The following is an 18,678-nucleotide window of genomic DNA, read 5'->3' as shown; positions in this document are numbered from 1 at the left end:
CGCCGCTCATTGGGTGCTCCTTGCAAAGCCGCGGGCGGCGCGTTTTTCCAGGAAGTGCATGCTGGTCATCGCCAGTACGGTCAGGCCCAGGTACATGAACGCCGCGACCATGAAGAAGGTGAAGGGTTGCTTGGTCACGGTCACGCCGATCTGCGCGTGGCGCATGATTTCTTCCAGGCCGATCACCGACACCAGCGCGGTGTCTTTCATCAGGATCATGAACAGGTTACCCAGGCCCGGCAGGGCGATACGCCACATTTGCGGCATGATCAGCCGGGTGAAAATCCGAAACTTCGACAGCCCCAACGCCACACCGGCTTCGCGGTGGCCCTTGGGAATGGCGAGGATCGCGCCGCGGAACACTTCCGTTGCGTAGGCGCCGAAGCACAGGCCCAGGGCGATGACGCCAGCGGCGAAGGCGCTCAGGGACAAGTCTGGGTTGCCGAAGAACTCACCCAGGGCACGCATCAGATTGACGGTGCCGAAGTAAATCAGCAGCACCCACAGTAATTCGGGAATACCGCGAACGATGGTCGAATACGCACCGCCCAGCCATTGCAGCGGCTTGTACGGCGAAGTCTTGGCCAAGGCGCCGGCAAGGCCGAGCACCAGCCCCAGGCACAGGGCCGTGAGCGCCAGTTTGACGGTCATCAGCGCGCCGGCGGCGAGCGCCGGGCCGAATCCGTAGAGATCGAAATTCATGGTGTTTTCATATCGCGGCAGGCATTGCTAAAAGCCAGCGCGCTCGCAGGAGCGCGCCGGGCAGGCCGTTCAGATCATTCGATGCTGAACGGGAAGTACTTGTCGTTGATCTTTTTGTAGGTGCCGTCTGCCTTGATCTCTGCCAGGGCTTTGTTCAGGCGCTCGCGCAGTGGGTCGCCCTTGCGTACGGCGATACCGATCTTGTCGCTTTCTACCACCGGGTCGCCTTTGAATTCATAGGCCGAACCGTCTTTGCTCTTGAGCCATTCGTACTGCACGTACTTGTCAGCCAGGATGCCGTCGAGGCGACCGGAGGTCAGGTCGAGGTAGGCGTTTTCCTGTGTGTCGTAGAGCTTGGCTTCGGTGTCCGGCAGCTTGTCTTCCAGGTAGGTACCGGCCAGCGTTGCGCGCTGTGCACCGATCACCTTGCCTTTGAGGTAAGTGGCGTCGGTCTTGAAATCCGCAGTGGCTTTGGGCGCAATGAACTGCAGCTTGTTGGAATAGTACGGGTCGGTGAAGTCAACCGCCTGCTTACGCTCGTCGGTGATCGACAGCGAGGACACCAGGAAGTCGAACTTCTTGGCGTTCAGGGCAGGGATGATGCCGTCCCAGTCGGACACATACACTTCGCACTTTTCGACTTTCATCTTGGCGCACAGGGCGTCGCCGATGTCCTTGTCGAAGCCGACAACGTTACCGCTGGCGTCTTTATTGTTGAACGGCGGGTAGGCCGCTTCGATCCCCATTTTCAAGGTTTCTGCCATGGCCGTGGCGCTGAACGCCATCGAGACGGCCGCGGCCAGAAGGAATTTCTTATAGGTCTGCATGCATGTTGCTCCGTTAGCGGTTGCTGGACATGAATTGTTTGCAGCGCGCCGAAAGCGGGTTTTCAAACACCTGCTGTGGCGATCCTTGCTCTTCGACCAGGCCCTGGTGCAAAAACACCACTTCGCTGGATACCTGACGGGCGAAACCCATTTCGTGGGTGACCAGCAGCATGGTGCGGCCTTCTTCGGCCAGTGCGCGGATCACATTAAGTACTTCCTGAACCATTTCCGGGTCAAGCGCCGACGTCGGCTCATCGAACAGGATGACTTTAGGTTGCATCGCCAGGGTGCGGGCAATCGCCGCCCGCTGTTGCTGGCCGCCGGAGAGTTGCGCAGGGTAAGCGTGGCGCTTGTCGGCAATACCGACCTTGGCCAGCAGGGCCTCGGCCACTTCTATGGCTTCTGCCTTGCTTTGGCCGAGCACGCGACGAGGGGCCTCGATGATGTTGTCGAGGATGCTCATGTGCGGCCACAGGTTAAAGTTTTGAAACACAAACCCGATTTCGCTGCGCAGGCGGTTGATCTGCTTGCCGTCGGCGGCCATCAGTTCGCCGTTTTTCGCGGCCTTGAGCTTGAGTTCTTCGCCGGCCACCAGGATCTGGCCCTGGTGCGGGTTTTCCAGCAGGTTGATGCAGCGCAGGAAGGTGGACTTGCCGGAACCGGAGGAACCCAGGATCGAGATCACATCGCCGTCGCGAGCGGTCAGCGAGATACCCTTGAGTACCTCAAGCTCACCATAGCGTTTGTGCAAGTTGCGGATTTCAAGCGCGGGCGTGGCCTCGGCCATGTGCGGTCCTCATTGTGTTCGTTGCGATCTTCGCTGTTGGGCCGCCTTCCTGGCGAGGCGCCAAGCTAGCATAGCGTTTGGATGACAGCCAACAGCGCTGCGGACGGTTAACCGATGGTCTGCGGCAGGGTGTCGCATCGGCGCAGTAGCGTGTCGCGCCATCAACAACCTACAGACGTTTGAACCGGAAAGATCCACAGGCTTCGCGTAAAAAAGGGCGCGATGGTGCCAGCTTTGGCCGGGTGTTGGAAGGGTTAACCGGGCAAACGGTCCATATCAGCCCGTTTATGGGGCGTCACGTACTTTTTGTGTGTGTTTTTGGTGCGTCGGTGTGCCGTGAATGTGAGTCGCACGGTAACGCTATAGCGGAATGCCATTGTTCTCAATGACTTGCGATAGATGGCGAATTGTCCTACAGCCCCCGTCAACTCTGGCTCTGAAATATTTTGGCGCAAATCTTGCGTAAAAAATAAAGAACGCCCTGTTGGATTCTTTTCACGAGAAAGGCTGCAGGCCGGGCGAACCGTTTTCGCAATTCCTCGCAAAGGTGTGTCAATGAGTAGTACGCAAAGCTCCAATGACCTCGAACAGGGGCTCAAACCGCGGCACGTCACCATGCTGTCGATTGCCGGCGTCATCGGCGCCGGTTTGTTTGTCGGCTCCGGCCATGCGATCGCTGCTGCCGGCCCGGCTGTACTGTTGGCCTATGCAGCCGCCGGTACACTGGTGGTCTTGGTAATGCGCATGCTGGCCGAGATGGCCGTTGCGTCACCCGATACCGGTTCGTTCTCTACCTATGCCGACCGGGCAATCGGCCACTGGGCCGGTTTCACCATTGGCTGGCTCTACTGGTGGTTCTGGGTGCTGGTGATTCCGTTGGAGGCCAACGCAGCGGCGACCATCCTGCACGCCTGGTTCCCCGACGTGGCGATTTGGGCGTTTACCCTAATCATTACGTTGTTGCTGACTGCAACCAACCTGTTCAGTGTGAAGAACTACGGTGAGTTCGAGTTCTGGTTTGCGCTGATCAAAGTCGTTGCGATCGTCGGCTTTGTGATCCTCGGCCTAGCCGCGATCTTCGGCTTCTTGCCCACCAGCCAGGTCAGCGGTGTTTCGCACCTGTTCGATACCCAAGGGTTCATGCCCAACGGCATGGGCGCGGTGTTGGCGGCAATCCTGACCACCATGTTCTCGTTCATGGGCACTGAGATTGTCACCATTGCTGCCGCCGAATCGAAGAACCCTGGCCAGCAAATCACCAAGGCCACCAATTCGGTGATCTGGCGGATTGGTTTGTTCTACCTGTTGTCGATCTTCATCGTGGTCTCCCTGGTGCCTTGGAACGATCCGACCTTGGCTGCCGTAGGTTCCTACCAGACTGTGCTGGAACGCATGGGCATTCCGAACGCCAAGCTGATTGTCGACCTGGTGGTGCTGGTTGCCGTGACCAGCTGCCTCAACTCGGCGCTGTACACCGCGTCGCGCATGCTGTTCTCCCTGGGCCGTCGCGGTGACGCACCGGCCGTGGCCAAGCGTACCAACAAGAGCGGCACGCCTTACTGGGCAGTGTTGCTGTCTACCGGCGCTGCGTTCCTGGCGGTATTTGCCAACTACGTCGCCCCGGCGGCCGTGTTCGAATTCCTGCTGGCCAGCTCCGGCGCCATTGCGTTGCTGGTGTACTTGGTGATTGCCGTGTCGCAACTGCGCATGCGTCAGAAGCGTGCGGCGGCGGGCGAGAAGATCGTGTTCAAGATGTGGTTGTTTCCTGGCCTGACGTACGCGGTGATGGTGTTTATCGTCGGTACGTTGACCATCATGCTGTTCCAGGAAGCGCACCGGGTCGAGATCATCGCCACCGGGATTCTGAGCTTGCTGGTGGTGTTGGCGGGGTTGGTGGTGGCGAGCCGTCGCAAGGCTCAAAGAGTGGGGGCTGCGGCGCTTAACTGACGAGAGACGGTGGTAGCGCACCGCGCAACAATGTGGGAGCCGGGCTTGCCCGCGATGACGGACTGCCAATCGATGTATTCGTCGCCTGACACACCGCCATCGCGGGCAAGCCCTAATGCCAGTCAGTTAAGACAGAATCGGTAACTGTGGCGAGGGAGCTTGCTCCCGCTGGGGCGCGAAGCGGCCCCAAAAATGGGACTGCTACGCAGTCCAGCGGGAGCAAGCTCCCTCGCCACAAGTCACTGGTTGTCTGCTCGAGCTCTTAACTGACTGGCATTAGGGCAAGCCCGCTCCCACATTTTTATTTTGCGTCAGTCGGGGGCGTTGGCCAGCGCCTGGGACGCCGCCACGTAGTCGGCCTGGAACTGCGGCGACTCAATCCACGCCAATGCGGCGGCTTCATCATCGCTGTCCGTCGCCCACTGCCGATACTCGATCAGCGCCGCCAGGATAAAGTCGGTCGCTTCCTCTTCGCCTTCCTGCTCCAGCACCAACGCCAGCAACGGGTGCGCCAGGAACACCGCACACAGCGCCTGCTGGCTGATCTCGCCGGCGGTACGCATTTCGACGAACAGTTCAGTCAAATCCACCGACTCAAGGTCGATGCGGCTGTCGTCGCCAGCAAAAGCATCCGGCTTGTGCGCCACGGCGCGCTGGGTGCGGTTTTGCTTGGCCTTGGCTTTTGCCCGGTGGGCGCGTTTTTGCTGCTTGTTTGGCGAGGCCATGGGCTTAACGTCCTTGGGGTCTGGATTTAGAGGGTGTATTGAAGCGCAGGTTGGGGTAAATCCCAAGGGTTTCTCGGGCGGCAATGATTGCTGTAGTGCTCGACCTTATCTGCGCGGGTACTTAGGCTGACAGTCTATGGATCCACCAGAGCCCGCCCATGACCCGTGACACCCTGGAACACCATCAGGTCCCGATCTACTTCGTTGCCGTCTTTGCGGCCGTCACGTTTGGCCTGCTCTGGCCCTTGTCGGCGCAGGGCCTCAGCCTTTGGGTGACCCCTGCCATCGCCGTGCTGATGTATGCGATGTTTTTGCAGATACCCTTTCTTGAGCTGCGCCAAGGCTTGGGCAACAAGCGCTTCATGGGGGCCTTGCTGCTGGCCAATTTCATCCTGGTGCCTTTACTGGTGTGGGGGTTGACCCGCGGCCTGGTGGAGCGCCCGGCGTTGCTGGTGGGCGCTCTGCTGGTGTTGCTGACGCCCTGTATCGACTACGTGGTGGTGTTTACCCATATCGGCAAGGGCGACTCGCGGTCGATGCTGGCGGCAACCCCGCTGCTGCTGTTGCTGCAACTGCTGCTGTTGCCGGTATACCTGGGGCTGATGTTGGGCGAGCAATCGGCCGTGGTGGTGGCTGCGAGGCCGTTTGTCGAGGCGTTCTTGGGGCTGATTGTGGTGCCGATGCTTCTGGCGGTTTTGACCAGCACTCTTGCGCGGCGGTCGAGCATAATCAGTCATTGGAACAGTGCATGGGCGTGGTTGCCGGTGCCGGCGATGGCGTTGGTGCTGTTTGTCGTGCTCGCTTCGCACATCACGGCGGTAATGCAGGATATCAATGTGTTGCTGCCAGTTATTCCGGTCTACGTGGCCTTTGTGTTGCTGGCGCCGTTGATGGGCATTGGGGCTGCGCGCCTGTTCGCACTGCCAGCTTTGACGGCGCGGGCGGTAACGTTCAGTGCGTCGACCCGTAATTCGCTGGTGGTTTTACCGTTGGCGCTGGCCCTGCCGGAGGATGTGCGCGGCTTGGCCGCAGCGGTGGTGGTCCTGCAGACCCTGATCGAGTTGGTTGCCGAGTTGGCCTACGTTCGCCTGATCCCGGCAGTGGTGTGGCCCTCCAGTCGGTAACCGCGTGAATGTTCAGGTCTGTTCAGGCGCCATTCAGGGGCGCGTTCGGCACCATACGCCAGCGCTTCCCACCTGACAGGTCACCCGATGGATCACCGCAACCGTTTTCGCCTGGAGTCACTGGGTATTTTCCTGGTCGCTCTCTTGTTGTTCACAGTAGGCATCTGGGATCAGCAGCCCCAGGGTTTTGACGGGCGTTGGGCGCTGTTCCTGCAGGAGATGTATCGCCATGGCGCGAGTCTTTTCCCCACCACCTACGGCCAGCCCTATGCGGATTACCCAGGCACCGCGACCTTCTTCAGTTATCTATTCGCCCGCTTGTTCGACGCGCCGAACCACTTGGCGAATGTGCTGCCCACGGCGCTCGCCTCGGCGGGTGTGATCGCGCTGATGTATCGTCTGCTGGCACCCTACAGCCGTGCCTGGTCGCTGCTGACGATGCTGCTCACGCTGCTCACCGCCCAGTTGCTCGAAAAGTCGCGCTCGGTGTGCCTGGACCAGATGGTCGCGTTGTTATGCGTGGGCAGTTTCTATCTGCTGCACACCGGCGAACGCCTCGGGTCACGGCTGAGGCAACTGGCGGTGTTCCCGTTGTTCATCCTGGGTTTCGCCATACGTGGGCCGCTGGGGTTGATTGAAGTCTGCGGGGTGGTGTGTGTGTATTGGGCGTTGGGCAAACCGGGGGTGCGTGTCCGGCAGATCCTGATCCACGGCGTTGTCGGCCTGGTGTTGCTCGCCGCGTGCTGGTGGTTATTGATGAAGCTTGCGCGGTTCAGTGGTGGCAATGCGTTTGCCGATGAAGTCTTCAAGATGCAAGTCGGTGGGCGTCTGGATGAGTCGGGTGAGCCGTTTTACTTTTACTTCCAACTGAGCTTGTACCGCTACTTCCCGGTGGTACCGCTGGCGTTTGCAACCCTGTTTGCGTTGCGCCATCGCTGGCCCGAGCGTTGGGGCAATGAGCACCTGCAATTGCTGGTGCGGTTCGGGGGCTGCGGCTTGATGATTCTGCTCGGCCTGTCGGTACCGCACTTCAAGCGCGCTTATTACATTCTGCCGATGGTGCCGATGTTTGCGGCTGTCGCTGCCTATGGACTGCTGCATGCGCAAGGCTGGCTGGTGGGCGTGCGTCGTGGCTACGAATGGCTGGTCGCGGCGCTGCCGGCGTTGTGCGTGGTGGTGTTGTTTGTGTGTCGACACGCCTGGCACAAGCAGGGCTACTGGCCAGAGATTTCCTTGCCGTTGATGATCGGCGTGCTGGTGGTGCTGCAAGCCGCAGCGTTGATTGCCTGGCAGCGAGCATGGCGGTTGGTGTGGCTCAGTCTGATCGCCCTGGCGGCGCAATGGCTGTTGCTGGTGACGGTGATAGAGCCGGCCAAGGACCTGCAATTCGATACTCGGCGGTTTGTCAGCCAGGTGGAGGCGTTGCGCCAGGCGCAGCCGGGCCCTTTGGTATTTGTCGACCTGGCACGGGATACCTGGGCGGTGCGCTACATGATGAACCTGGATCACGATGAACAGCCGCTGTTTGTCGGGCGACACGAGCTTGAGAAATTGGCGGCGCTGCCCCGGCCCTCGTGGGTGATCGTGTCGCGCAAGGAGACCGCGCTGTTGAAGGGGTCGCCGGTGGAGCACTTGGCGCCGAGCTATCAAGGGCGCTTGAATGACAACCCATTGATGGTGTTTTTGCTCAGGTAAGAAGGCCCTTGAGCCAAGGGCCTGCCGAGCAGCTGATTACTTGCAACGGAAGCCTTCAGGCATCGTGACCGTATAGTTGCGCTGCACGCGATCCTGGAAATTCAGATTCTGCAAACCCTGCTGTACCAGGAAGGCTTCGACCTTGGCGGCTTGGCAGTCGTCGTTATAGGACGACGCCCGTAGCAGGTAGACAGCGCGCCTGCTCACTTCATCACGAGCGGTGACCCGGAAGGTGGTGAGCGTGGTGTAGCCGGTGCGCTCCGAGGTCCCTACCGGGCCGTAGGAGGTGTTTGGAGTGCTGGTGCAGGTTAGTTGGTCGGTCTTTTTCTTGTTCTTCTTGCATTGGGTGGTGGTGCTGTTTGCCACCTGCCCGTATTCGGTGGCGGTATAGCGATAAGTCACCTGCTTGCTGTCGACATCCAGGGTGACGGTCATTTTGATCGGTGCATGGTTCTTGGGCAGCGTGGTGTCGGTGAAGACATTGCGAAAGCCCTGATCCTGCATGGCGCGGACCATGTCACGCAAGTAGTAGCGGGCGTTGAGCGAGTTTTCATCACTGCCGCCAGTGGAGGTCACCAGCACGGTTGCCTGTCGGTCAAAGTGGTAGTCCGGGTCAGGCGTTGCGTTGATTGCTACGTCCAACTGCGTGGCACACCCACTGAGCAGGGCGGCCAGTATTAATAGGGTGCAAAGCAAGAAGCGGGTCATGAAAAAACCTTACAACTGAGATTTGGGTAAAGGCTGAACGATTGAGTCCAGCCAAAAATAACCCTCAATCGTCTTCCTGCGACATCGTGTCCGTAAATGCGTGAGTCGTATTAAATCGCAGGCAATAAAAAACCCCAAGGAACACATTGTTCCTTGGGGTTTCTCGGTATTTTGGTGCCCAGAGACGGAATCGAACCGCCGACACGGGGATTTTCAATCCCCTGCTCTACCGACTGAGCTATCTGGGCAACGGGGCGCATTAAACGGGTTTTTCAGGGGGTCGTCAAGCAAGTTTTCAAAAAATATTTAATTATTACCGTCGCTTACGTGCCGACCCCGGTTTTTGATCAATTATTGAGCGGGTGGGACGTAGCCTTCGGCCTTGGCGTAATCTTCGCCGGAAAAGAACTTGTCCATTTCGCCCTGCAGGTATTTGCGGTCTTCGGCGTTCATCATGTTCAGGCGTTTTTCGTTAATCAGCAGGGTCTGGTGTTTTTGCCAGTCGGCCCACGCCTGGGCGGAAACGTTATCGTAGATGTCCTGGCCTTTGGCACCCGGAAAAGGGGCACGTTCCAGGGCTGGCAGTTCTTCTTTGTACTTACGGCACATAACGGTGCGGGTCATGACGAAACTCCTGCGTTCAATACGTCGGCCGCGCGCTTGAGCAATGTTTTTACCGGGGCGGCAAGGCCCAGGCGCGGCGGGGTGGCGAGGTTATACCAGAGCCAGTCGGCCTCGGCCACGTGATGGGCGGATTCCTCAACCTGGACCAGCCAGGGTTCGATGGCCAGCTGGAAGTGGCTGAAGGTGTGGACCAACCCTGGCAGTTCCTGATGCTTGCCCAGTGCGAGTGCGTGCTGGTTGGCCAGGTGGTCGAGGTCGCTCAGGTCATCCAGCTCCGGCAAGCTCCACAAACCGCCCCACAGGCCCGTGGAGGGGCGACGGTAAAGCAGGATCGCGCCCTCGGCGTTCGCCAGCATGGGCATCAGCGTGCGCTTTTGCGGGATGGTCTTGCGCGGCTTGGGGATCGGGTAACGTGTCTCCAGGCCGAGCATGTGGGCTTCGCAGCCTTTTTCCAGCGGGCACAGCAAGCAACTGGGTTTGCTGCGAGTGCAGAGCGTGGCGCCCATGTCCATCATCGCCTGGGTGTAGGCGTTGACGCGGGTATGGGGCGTAAAGCGCTCTGCAGTGGCCCACAGCTGCTTGGCCACCTTGGGCTCGCCCGGGTAACCCTCTTGCGCGGTAAAGCGCGCCAGCACGCGTTTGACGTTGCCGTCGAGGATCGGCGCGCGCAGGCCCATGCTCAGGCTGGCTATCGCACCAGCGGTGGACAGGCCGATGCCCGGCAGCTCGGTGAGCTTTTCGACGTCGCGGGGGAATTCGCCGCCGTATTCGGCCACCACGATCTTCGCGGTCTTTTGCAGGTTGCGTGCCCGGGTGTAGTAGCCCAGGCCCGTCCACAGGTGCAGCACTTCGTCTTCCGGCGCGGCGGCCAGGGCTTCGACCGTGGGCAGGGACGCCATGAACCGGTCGAAATAATTGAGCACGGTGCTCACTTGGGTCTGTTGCAGCATGATCTCCGACACCCACACCCGGTACGGCGTGATGCCCTGTTGCCAGGGCAGGTCGTGGCGGCCGTGGCGGTCGTACCAGTCCAGCACCGCCTGTGAAAACTGCTCGTTTTTCATCGGTTGAACAGGCCTTTCAATGCGTCTTTGAGCTTGGGATTAACCTTGTCGAGTTTCTCTTCCAGCTTCTCGTTCAGGCGATTGCCGGCCGCCTTGAGGGCGACCTGGCCGAGGCCGTCCTTGTCCAGGCGGCAGGCCTTGGCGCCCAGCTCCAGCGGGCCACGGCAACGCAGCGGTACCTCAATGCCCTGGAAGTTGGCGCCGACCTGGCAAGCCGGGTCCGGCACGTCGCGCTTGTCGCCTTCGACGATGATGCCGACGCGGTAATCCATGCCCAGCACGCGCAAGTCGACATCGCCATTGCCATTCACCGTCAACCCAGGGATGCGCACTTTCAGGTCGGGGTTGCTGGCCACGCCGTTACGGAACGTCAGGTTGCCGCGCAGTTCCTGGAAGGGGGTGTCCTTGCCCGGCGGCACAGTGCTCAGGGTCTTGCGGTTGAGCAGGGCGATCCCGGTGCAAACCTGCTGCTCGATGTTGGCGTTGAGCAACACCCCGTTATTGATCACAAAGCTGGCGGTGCCGTTGAGGCTGTCGATCAATGCCTTCTGGCTGTTGCCGCGCCCGGTCAGGTTGCTGTCCAGCGTGACCTGGCCTTTGACGGGCGGGTTTTTCCCCTGGGCCTGCAGGATTTTCTCAACCGGTACTTGCTTGATATGGGTTTGCACGGCCAGAAGCGGGAGATCCTGGCGCACATCGAGCGTGCCGTTGGCCTGGAAGGTGCCGTTATAGAGACCGCCGCTCAGGGTGTCGAGCTTGAGCTGGCCGTCGATGCCGGAGGCTTTGAGTACCGCGTTCTGGATCGGCAACTGGCTCAGGGTGAGTTGGCCGAACGCAAGGTCGGCGTCGATATCCAGGCTGCGCAAGCGGGTCAGCGGCAGCAGTTTGTCGGTACTCCAGGCGCCTTTGGTCGGGGCGTCCGGCAGCGGCGTGTTGCCGCCAGCCGCCATCGCACCGGCCTCGCTGCTCTGCACTTCGGCCTGGCGAGCGGCGGTTGCGCCTTTGGCTGCTTCGGATTTGGCCGGCAAGTAGTTGTCGGCATTGAAGGTATCGGCCTTGAGCTGTACCCGCAGGGACTGCTTGGCGAAATCTTCTACAGCGACACGGCCGCTGAAGGTGCTTTCGTCGAGTTTCAGGTTCAGGTTTTCCAGGGCCACGCTGTTGGGCGTGCCCTTGAGGCGGCTCACCAGTTCGACCTTGCTCAGGCTGCCCGGTGCCATGGCCGGCAGCGGGTGGCCGATGCTTTCAAGGAACTTGGCGAGGTCGAACTGGGCCACAGACAGCGCGCCACTGACCTGCGGGGTTTTGTCCAGGTCATTGGCTTTCAGTTCGCCCAAGGCGCGCAATTGGTTGGCCGCCAGTTTCAGGTTGGTCCATTCGGCGACGTTGGCCGCCAGGTCCACCAGCAGTTGGCCCTGGGTAGAGAAGCTCACGGTCTTGCCTTGCAGCGGCTCGCCGGTGGCTTCACCGCTAAAGCGCATGTCTTCGAACTGGTAGCGCTTGAGGGCCCGCTGGATGCGCAAGTTGCCGTTCAGCTCGGTCTTGACCCGCATCAGCGGCTGGTTGCTACCCAGGAACGCCGTGAGTTTCAGCGGAATGCTGGCGCCTTCGTGGATGGCTCCGGCGCTCAGTTGGATGCTCTCGGCACTCAATTGCTTGCCGGTCTGTTCATCGGTGTACTCAACACGAGCGTTGTTGATGGTCAGGCTGTCGATGTCCAGGCGGATCGGCTGCGGCGGCTTTTCCGGCTTGGTTTCAGCCACGGGTTCGACTGGCGCGGGAGCGGGGGTGCCTGTGGTTTCGTCGGGCAGGTTCTTGCCGATGTCTTCCCAGTTGCCGTGGCCCTGTTTGTCGCGGTTTAGGCGCAGGTTCAAGCCCTCGACACGCACATCGCTCATCTGCACTTCGCGGCGCAGCAGTGGCAGTACGCGTACCGACAGGCCGAGCATCTGCAAGTCGGCGAAAGGTTGGGTGGGTGCGGTCAGGGTCGCGACGCTGGCCTCGTGCAGTTCCAGGCCCAGCCAGGGGAAAAGGCTCCAGCCGATATCGCCATTGAGCGTCAGCTCGATGTGGGCCTTGTCGCGGGCTATCTGGCGAATTTCTTCTTTGTAGTCGTTGGGATCGAAAAGGTGGGTCAGGGCAAAGCCGAGCGCCACAATGATCAGCAACAGCCCCAGAAGTACCAGACCCAGGATTTTGCCGAACGCTTTCATGGGCGAGTCCTTGTATGTCGAATTCAAAATTTAGCCGCAGAGTATAACGCCCGAAGGCCGGCGTCAGTTCACGGATCGTTACATTGTATCCACCGGCGTGGAAATGGGATTTTGACGTCAGAAAAATACAGATAATCCAAAAAAGGTAGTGGCAGTTTGATTTTTCTGTCATCCACTGGTGCTAATCTCTGCACGTTCGTCCGCCTTCTGCGACTTAAGGTCGCGCCTAAAAGGGAGCTTCACTCAACAAAACGGCCACGCTTTGCGTGCAAGGCCGAGGGAGAGAGCGCCTGACGGACGCATACCAATAACTGGGGGAAACACCAATGAGCACTAGCACTGTGGCCGGCACTGCCGCCGCACAGCCTGCGTTCCTGTCCAAGGAGCGCATCATCGCCAAGCCGGGCTTCAACCGCTGGCTGGTTCCACCGGCCGCCCTGGCCATCCACCTGTGCATCGGCATGGCCTACGGCTTCTCGGTGTTCTGGCTGCCGTTGTCCAAGGCGCTGGGTATCACCGCACCGGTGGCCTGCGCGCCGGACATGAGCTTTATCGCCCAAGTCTTCTCGTCCCAATGTGACTGGCCCATCTCCATGCTGGGCTGGATCTACACCCTGTTCTTCATCTTCCTGGGCTGCTCGGCAGCGATCTGGGGCGGCTGGCTGGAACATGCCGGGCCACGCAAGGCCGGCGTTGTCTCGGCGTTGTGCTGGTGCGGTGGCCTGCTGATCTCGGCGCTGGGTATCTATACCCACCAGATCTGGCTGATGTGGATCGGCTCCGGTGTCATTGGCGGTATCGGCTTGGGCCTGGGCTATATCTCGCCCGTTTCGACCTTGATCAAGTGGTTCCCGGACAAGCGCGGCATGGCGACCGGCATGGCGATCATGGGCTTCGGCGGCGGCGCGATGGTGGGTGCGCCCCTGGCTGCGGCACTGATGGGCCATTTCTCTTCGCCCACCAGCGTGGGCGTATGGCAGAGCTTTGTGGTCATGGCGGCGATTTACTTCGTGTTCATGATCGGTGGCGCCCTGCTGTATCGCGTACCGCCGACCGGCTGGAAGCCTGAGGGCTGGACCGCGCCGGCGAAAAAAGCCAGCAATGCGATGATCACTCACCGTCACGTGCATGTGAATGTGGCGTGGAAAACCCCGCAGTTCCGCCTGGTATGGCTGGTGCTGTGCCTGAACGTGTCTGCCGGTATCGGCATCTTGGGCATGGCCTCGCCGCTGCTGCAGGAAGTGTTCGGCGGCAAGTTGTTGGGTGTTGATGTGCCATTCGGCCAATTGGATGCGGGCCAGTTGGCCTCCATTGCAGCCATTGCCGCTGGTTTTACCGGCCTGTTGAGCCTGTTCAACATCGGTGGCCGGTTCTTCTGGGCCTCGTTCTCTGACTACCTGGGGCGTAAAAATACCTACTTCGTGTTCTTCGCCCTGGGCTTTGCCCTGTACGCGCTGATCCCGAACCTGGGGCATCTGGGCAACGTGGCGCTGTTTGTGGCGGCGTTCTGCATCATCCTGTCGATGTACGGCGGTGGTTTTGCCACGGTTCCGGCCTACCTGGCCGACCTGTTCGGCACCCAGATGGTTGGCGCGATCCACGGTCGCCTGTTGACCGCCTGGGCCGCTGCGGGCGTGTTGGGCCCGGTGCTGGTGAGCTACCTGCGTGAATACCAGTTGAGCATCGGCGTTGAACGCGCCGCGGCCTACGACATCACCTTGTACATCCTCGCCGGCTTGCTGGTGCTGGGCTTCATCTGCAACCTGCTGGTGCGCCCGGTGGCCGATAAGTACTTCATGACTGATGCAGAACTTGCCGCCGAACAGGCGCTGGGCCATGACAAAGGTGCCGATGCCACCACCGTGCTGGAGTGGAAGGCCTCCGCCGCCAGCAAGCCGCTGGCGATTGCCGCGTGGCTGGTAGTGGGTATTCCGCTGGCGTGGGGTGTGTGGGTGACCCTGCAGAAGACGGCGGTACTGTTCCACTGACACCGCAATAAGGGTGGGCCCGGCTCCTGTGGGGCCGGGCTAATGTGGGAGCTGGCTTGCCTGCGATACAGGCACCTCGGTGTACCAGTTGCCTCGCAGTGATGCTATCGCAGGCAAGCCAGCTCCCACAAAAGCCAGCTCCCACATAAGCCCATGCTCACATGTATGCACATGTCTATCCCCGACATTCCTCGCTCCAACTCGTCAGTCTTATCCCCTTCGTTGTTTCTGTTTAGCGCCTGCGCCCCTATAATGGCTGCCTTTTTCGCCCAATGATTTTGCGGAGCTGGTGATGGCCGAACGTAAGGCATCTGTCGAGCGCGACACTCTGGAAACCCAGATCAAAGCCTCGATCAACCTGGATGGCACCGGAAAGGCCCGATTCGATATCGGTGTCCCTTTTCTTGAGCACATGCTGGACCAGATCGCCCGTCACGGGCTGATCGACCTGGATATCGTCGGCAAAGGCGACCTGCATATCGACGACCACCACATGGTGGAAGACGTGGGCATCACCCTCGGCCAGGCGTTTGCCAAGGCCATCGGCGACAAAAAAGGCATCCGTCGCTACGGCCATGCCTATGTCCCGTTGGATGAAGCGCTGTCCCGGGTGGTCATCGACTTCTCCGGCCGCCCGGGTTTGCAGATGCACGTGCCTTACACCCGCGCGAACGTGGGCCGTGGCTTTGACGTTGACCTGTTCCAGGAATTCTTCCAGGGCTTTGTCAACCACGCACTGGTCAGCCTGCACATCGACAACTTGCGCGGCACCAACACCCACCACCAGATCGAAACCGTGTTCAAGGCTTTCGGCCGCGCGTTGCGCATGGCTGTGGAAGTCGATGAGCGCATGGGCGGGCAAATGCCGTCGACCAAGGGCGTTCTGTAATGCAGACGGTCGCGGTTATCGATTACGGCATGGGTAACCTGCACTCGGTGGCCAAGGCCCTTGAGCATGTAGGTGCCGGCAAGGTGCTGATCACCAGCGATGCCAACGTGATTCGCGAAGCCGACCGCGTGGTGTTCCCCGGCGTTGGCGCGATTCGCGATTGCATGGCCGAGATCCGCCGCCTGGGCTTTGACAGCCTGGTGCGCGAAGTCAGCCAGGACCGCCCCTTCCTCGGTATCTGCGTGGGCATGCAGGCTTTGCTCGACAGCAGTGAAGAGAACGGCGGTGTCGACTGCATCGGGGTGTTTCCGGGCCAGGTGAAGTTCTTCGGCAAAGACCTGCATGAAGAGGGCGAGCACCTCAAAGTCCCGCACATGGGCTGGAACGAAGTGCGCCGCACCGTCGACCACCCGCTGTGGCACGACATTCCGGACATGGCGCGTTTCTACTTCGTGCACAGCTACTACATCGCCGCCGGTAACCCGCGCCAGGTGGTGGGTGGCGGGCATTACGGCGTCGATTTTGCCGCCGCGCTGGCCGATGGTTCGCGCTTTGCCGTGCAGTTCCACCCGGAGAAGAGCCATACCCATGGCCTGCAATTGCTGCAGAACTTCGCCGCTTGGGATGGTCGCTGGTAATGGCCAAGAAACCGAAGCCGCCGATCTTGAACCTCACGCCCGAGCAGGAGCGTGCGGCCACCGACAAGATCAAACGTTTCATGGAAGACCGCTTCGAGCTCAAGCTGGGTTCGTTCGAGGTCGCCGAGATTCTTGAGCTGTTCACCACCGAAGTGGCGCCGCATTATTACAACAGGGCGGTTTTCGACACGCAGACGCTCCTTAAGGAAAGGTTCGAAAGCATCGAAAGCGACTTGTGGTCGCTTGAGAAACCCTGATTTCCCAAGCATTGCTGAATATCGAATAAGGTTTGCCAGATGCTGATTATCCCCGCTATCGATCTCAAGGACGGCGCTTGTGTCCGCCTGCGCCAAGGCCGCATGGAAGATTCCACGGTGTTCTCCGATGACCCGGTGAGCATGGCTGCCAAATGGGTAGAAGGGGGCTGCCGTCGTCTGCATCTGGTGGACTTGAACGGCGCCTTCGAAGGCCAGCCGGTCAATGGCGAGGTGGTCACCGCCATCGCCAAGCGCTACCCGAACCTGCCGATCCAGATCGGCGGTGGTATCCGCTCCCTGGAAACCATCGAGCACTACGTCAAGGCGGGCGTGAGCTACGTGATCATCGGCACCAAGGCCGTGAAAGACCCGGCCTTCGTTGCCGAAGCCTGCCGCGCGTTCCCCGGCAAGGTTATCGTCGGCCTGGATGCTAAAGACGGCTTTGTTGCCACCGATGGCTGGGCTGAAATCAGCACCGTGCAGGTGATCGACCTGGCCAAACAGTTCGAAGCCGACGGCGTGTCCGCCATCGTTTATACCGACATCGCCAAAGACGGCATGATGCAGGGCTGCAACGTTCCGTTCACCGCAGCCCTGGCAGCGGCCACCAAGATTCCGGTGATCGCCTCGGGCGGCATTCACAACCTGGGTGACATCAAGTCGCTGCTGGACGCCAAGGCTCCCGGCATTATCGGCGCCATCACCGGCCGTGCGATCTATGAAGGTACCCTGGACGTCGCCGAAGCTCAGGCTTACTGCGACGCCTACAACGGCTGAGGATTGACCATGGCGCTGGCCAAACGCATCATCCCTTGCCTGGACGTCGACAACGGTCGTGTGGTCAAGGGCGTCAAGTTCGAGAACATCCGTGATGCCGGCGACCCGGTAGAAATCGCCCGTCGCTACGATGAGCAAGGTGCCGACGAGATCACCTTCCTCGACATCACCGCCAGTGTCGATGGCCGCGACACCACGCTGCATACCGTCGAGCGCATGGCCAGCCAGGTGTTTATCCCGCTGACCGTGGGCGGTGGCGTGCGCACCGTGCAAGACATCCGCAACTTGCTTAATGCCGGTGCGGACAAGGTCTCGATCAACACCGCCGCCGTGTTCAACCCCGAGTTTGTCGGCGAAGCCGCGCAACACTTCGGCTCGCAATGCATCGTGGTGGCTATCGACGCCAAAAAGGTGTCCGGCCCGGGCGAAACCCCGCGCTGGGAGATCTTCACCCACGGCGGGCGCAAGCCTACCGGGCTGGACGCGGTGGAGTGGGCGATGAAGATGGAAGGCCTGGGCGCCGGTGAAATCCTGCTGACCAGCATGGACCAGGACGGCATGAAGAACGGCTTCGACCTGGGCGTCACCCGCGCCATCAGCGATGCACTGGGCATCCCGGTGATCGCCTCCGGTGGCGTCGGTAACCTGCAGCATTTGGCCGATGGCGTCATCGAAGGCCATGCCAGCGCGGTGCTGGCGGCGAGTATTTTTCACTTTGGTGAATACACCGTGCCCGAGGCCAAGGCCTATATGGCGGCGCGCGGTATCGTCGTGCGCTAAACGCTGCTGGACACCATGGCAGGCTCGCGGCACTCTCTGCGCTTGCCATGGATTCCGGTAGCCTTCATGTTCAAACACCTGCTGCTCGCCCTCGCCAGTTCCTCCATGTTCATGGCGGCTACGGCACACGCCGAACAACCGTCTGACGCCTCCCTGGTGTTGCTGACGGAAAATTTCCCGCCCTACAACATGGCGAAAAACGGCAAGAACTTCGCCAAGGACGAGAACATCGAAGGCATCGCCGTAGACATCATGCGCGAAACCTTCCAGCGTGCCGGCATTTCCTACAACCTGACCCTGCGCTTCCCGTGGGAACGAATCTACAAGCTCGCCCTGGAAAAACCCGGTTACGGTGTGTTTGTGATGGCGCGTCTGCCAGACCGTGAAGCCTTGTTCAAATGGGTCGGCCCCATCGGCCCGGATGATTGGGTACTGCTGGCCAAGGCCGACAGCAAGATTCAGCTAGAAAGCCTGGAGCAAGCGCGCCGCTACAAGATTGGCGCCTACAAAGGCGACGCCATTGCCGAAAGCCTCGACAAGCAGGGGCTCAAGCCGATGGTCGCCCTGCGTGACCAGGACAATGCGCAAAAGCTCATGGAAGGTCAGATCGACCTGTGGGCCACCGGCGATCCTGCCGGGCGTTACCTGGCGCGGCAGGTGGGGATGAACGGGCTCAAGACGGTGTTGCGGTTCAACAGTGCGCAGCTTTACCTGGCGTTGAACAAGGACGTGCCGGATGAGGTGGTGGCCAGGCTCCAGGCCGCATTGGATGAGTTACGCAACAGCGGCCGTATAGACGAAATCATGGCGCGTTACCTCTGAAGTCGGCAGGATGAACATGATCAACAATGTGGGAGCGGGGTTGCCCGCGATAACATTGGATCAGCCAATACCTGTGTGACCGACACTCCGCCATCGCGGGCAAGCCCGCTC

18 protein-coding genes and 1 tRNA gene are annotated in these 18,678 nt (G+C 60.4%); 10 read left to right on the top strand and 9 right to left on the bottom strand.

Annotated elements, in window-relative coordinates:
- Positions 1–6: 6 nt before the first annotated feature.
- From AC4PS6_RS16075 to AC4PS6_RS16065, 3 genes are all read right to left on the bottom strand, one after another.
- Positions 7–702, bottom strand: a complete 696-nt coding sequence (locus AC4PS6_RS16075) for an ABC transporter permease (RefSeq protein ID WP_005783890.1) — start codon at positions 700–702, stop codon at positions 7–9.
- 74 nt (positions 703–776) lie between these two features.
- Positions 777–1,529: an ABC transporter substrate-binding protein gene (locus AC4PS6_RS16070; RefSeq protein ID WP_014716503.1), complete on the bottom strand. Its 753-nt coding sequence runs from the start codon at positions 1,527–1,529 to the stop codon at positions 777–779.
- A gap of 13 nt (positions 1,530–1,542) precedes the next feature.
- Entirely contained in the window at positions 1,543–2,316 is a 774-nt protein-coding gene (locus tag AC4PS6_RS16065) for an ABC transporter ATP-binding protein (RefSeq protein ID WP_010213906.1), read from the bottom strand.
- A gap of 555 nt (positions 2,317–2,871) precedes the next feature.
- Here AC4PS6_RS16065 and gabP point away from each other — a divergent pair.
- On the top strand, positions 2,872–4,263 hold the full coding sequence (gabP, locus tag AC4PS6_RS16060; protein ID WP_020302403.1) for a GABA permease: 1,392 nt from the start codon (positions 2,872–2,874) through the stop codon (positions 4,261–4,263).
- Between the two features lie 311 nt (positions 4,264–4,574).
- Here the strand turns inward: gabP and AC4PS6_RS16055 are convergent, their stop codons facing one another.
- Positions 4,575–4,988, bottom strand: coding sequence for a hypothetical protein (locus tag AC4PS6_RS16055; protein ID WP_014716505.1), 414 nt, complete (start codon positions 4,986–4,988; stop codon positions 4,575–4,577).
- 158 nt (positions 4,989–5,146) lie between these two features.
- Here AC4PS6_RS16055 and AC4PS6_RS16050 point away from each other — a divergent pair, with 158 nt between their 5' ends.
- Positions 5,147–6,112 (top strand): arsenic resistance protein, encoded by a 966-nt coding sequence (locus tag AC4PS6_RS16050; RefSeq protein ID WP_069868900.1) that lies wholly within the window; start codon positions 5,147–5,149, stop codon positions 6,110–6,112.
- Positions 6,113–6,199: 87 nt separating this feature from the next.
- Positions 6,200–7,807, top strand: a complete 1,608-nt coding sequence (locus AC4PS6_RS16045) for an ArnT family glycosyltransferase (protein WP_060767891.1) — start codon at positions 6,200–6,202, stop codon at positions 7,805–7,807.
- A gap of 36 nt (positions 7,808–7,843) precedes the next feature.
- Here the strand turns inward: AC4PS6_RS16045 and AC4PS6_RS16040 are convergent, their stop codons facing one another.
- From AC4PS6_RS16040 to AC4PS6_RS16020, 5 genes are all read right to left on the bottom strand, one after another.
- Entirely contained in the window at positions 7,844–8,515 is a 672-nt protein-coding gene (locus tag AC4PS6_RS16040; RefSeq protein ID WP_060767890.1) for a YajG family lipoprotein, read from the bottom strand.
- Between the two features lie 172 nt (positions 8,516–8,687).
- Positions 8,688–8,763, bottom strand: a tRNA-Phe gene (locus AC4PS6_RS16035).
- Between the two features lie 103 nt (positions 8,764–8,866).
- On the bottom strand, positions 8,867–9,139 hold the full coding sequence (locus tag AC4PS6_RS16030; protein ID WP_060767889.1) for an oxidative damage protection protein: 273 nt from the start codon (positions 9,137–9,139) through the stop codon (positions 8,867–8,869).
- Complete coding sequence (mutY, locus tag AC4PS6_RS16025) at positions 9,136–10,203, bottom strand: A/G-specific adenine glycosylase (protein WP_336826733.1); 1,068 nt, start codon at positions 10,201–10,203, stop codon at positions 9,136–9,138. The genes AC4PS6_RS16030 and mutY overlap by 4 nt, the downstream gene beginning before the upstream one ends.
- Complete coding sequence (locus tag AC4PS6_RS16020) at positions 10,200–12,416, bottom strand: AsmA family protein (protein WP_336826735.1); 2,217 nt, start codon at positions 12,414–12,416, stop codon at positions 10,200–10,202. Before AC4PS6_RS16020 ends, mutY begins: the two co-directional genes overlap by 4 nt.
- A 326-nt stretch (positions 12,417–12,742) precedes the next feature.
- Between AC4PS6_RS16020 and AC4PS6_RS16015 the strand changes: the two genes are divergently transcribed.
- The 7 genes from AC4PS6_RS16015 (at position 12,743) to AC4PS6_RS15985 (ending at position 18,567) form a co-directional block, all read left to right on the top strand.
- On the top strand, positions 12,743–14,404 hold the full coding sequence (locus AC4PS6_RS16015; protein WP_492180877.1) for an OFA family MFS transporter: 1,662 nt from the start codon (positions 12,743–12,745) through the stop codon (positions 14,402–14,404).
- A 292-nt stretch (positions 14,405–14,696) separates the two neighbouring features.
- A complete protein-coding gene (gene hisB, locus AC4PS6_RS16010) occupies positions 14,697–15,293 on the top strand; it encodes an imidazoleglycerol-phosphate dehydratase HisB (protein WP_003187781.1) in 597 nt (198 codons plus the stop codon).
- Positions 15,293–15,931 carry an imidazole glycerol phosphate synthase subunit HisH gene (gene hisH, locus AC4PS6_RS16005; RefSeq protein WP_014716513.1) on the top strand — a complete coding sequence of 213 codons (639 nt, stop codon included), beginning with the start codon at positions 15,293–15,295 and terminating at the stop codon, positions 15,929–15,931. The genes hisB and hisH overlap by 1 nt, the downstream gene beginning before the upstream one ends.
- The gene (locus AC4PS6_RS16000) at positions 15,931–16,188 is read left to right on the top strand and encodes a DUF2164 domain-containing protein (RefSeq protein ID WP_014716514.1); all 258 of its coding nucleotides are present in this window, start codon (positions 15,931–15,933) and stop codon (positions 16,186–16,188) included. Before hisH ends, AC4PS6_RS16000 begins: the two co-directional genes overlap by 1 nt.
- Before the next feature lie 39 nt (positions 16,189–16,227).
- On the top strand, positions 16,228–16,965 hold the full coding sequence (hisA, locus tag AC4PS6_RS15995) for a 1-(5-phosphoribosyl)-5-[(5-phosphoribosylamino)methylideneamino]imidazole-4-carboxamide isomerase (RefSeq protein WP_003187784.1): 738 nt from the start codon (positions 16,228–16,230) through the stop codon (positions 16,963–16,965).
- Between the two features lie 9 nt (positions 16,966–16,974).
- Positions 16,975–17,745 carry an imidazole glycerol phosphate synthase subunit HisF gene (gene hisF, locus AC4PS6_RS15990; RefSeq protein WP_003171107.1) on the top strand — a complete coding sequence of 257 codons (771 nt, stop codon included), beginning with the start codon at positions 16,975–16,977 and terminating at the stop codon, positions 17,743–17,745.
- Between the two features lie 66 nt (positions 17,746–17,811).
- Entirely contained in the window at positions 17,812–18,567 is a 756-nt protein-coding gene (locus AC4PS6_RS15985; protein ID WP_336826741.1) for a substrate-binding periplasmic protein, read from the top strand.
- Positions 18,568–18,678 lie beyond the last annotated feature (111 nt).

This window comes from Pseudomonas sp. DW-iso17 (genome assembly GCF_058725345.1).
The sequence above is the reverse complement of the archived record's forward strand: the minus strand, read 5'-3'. Positions and strand labels throughout refer to the sequence as shown.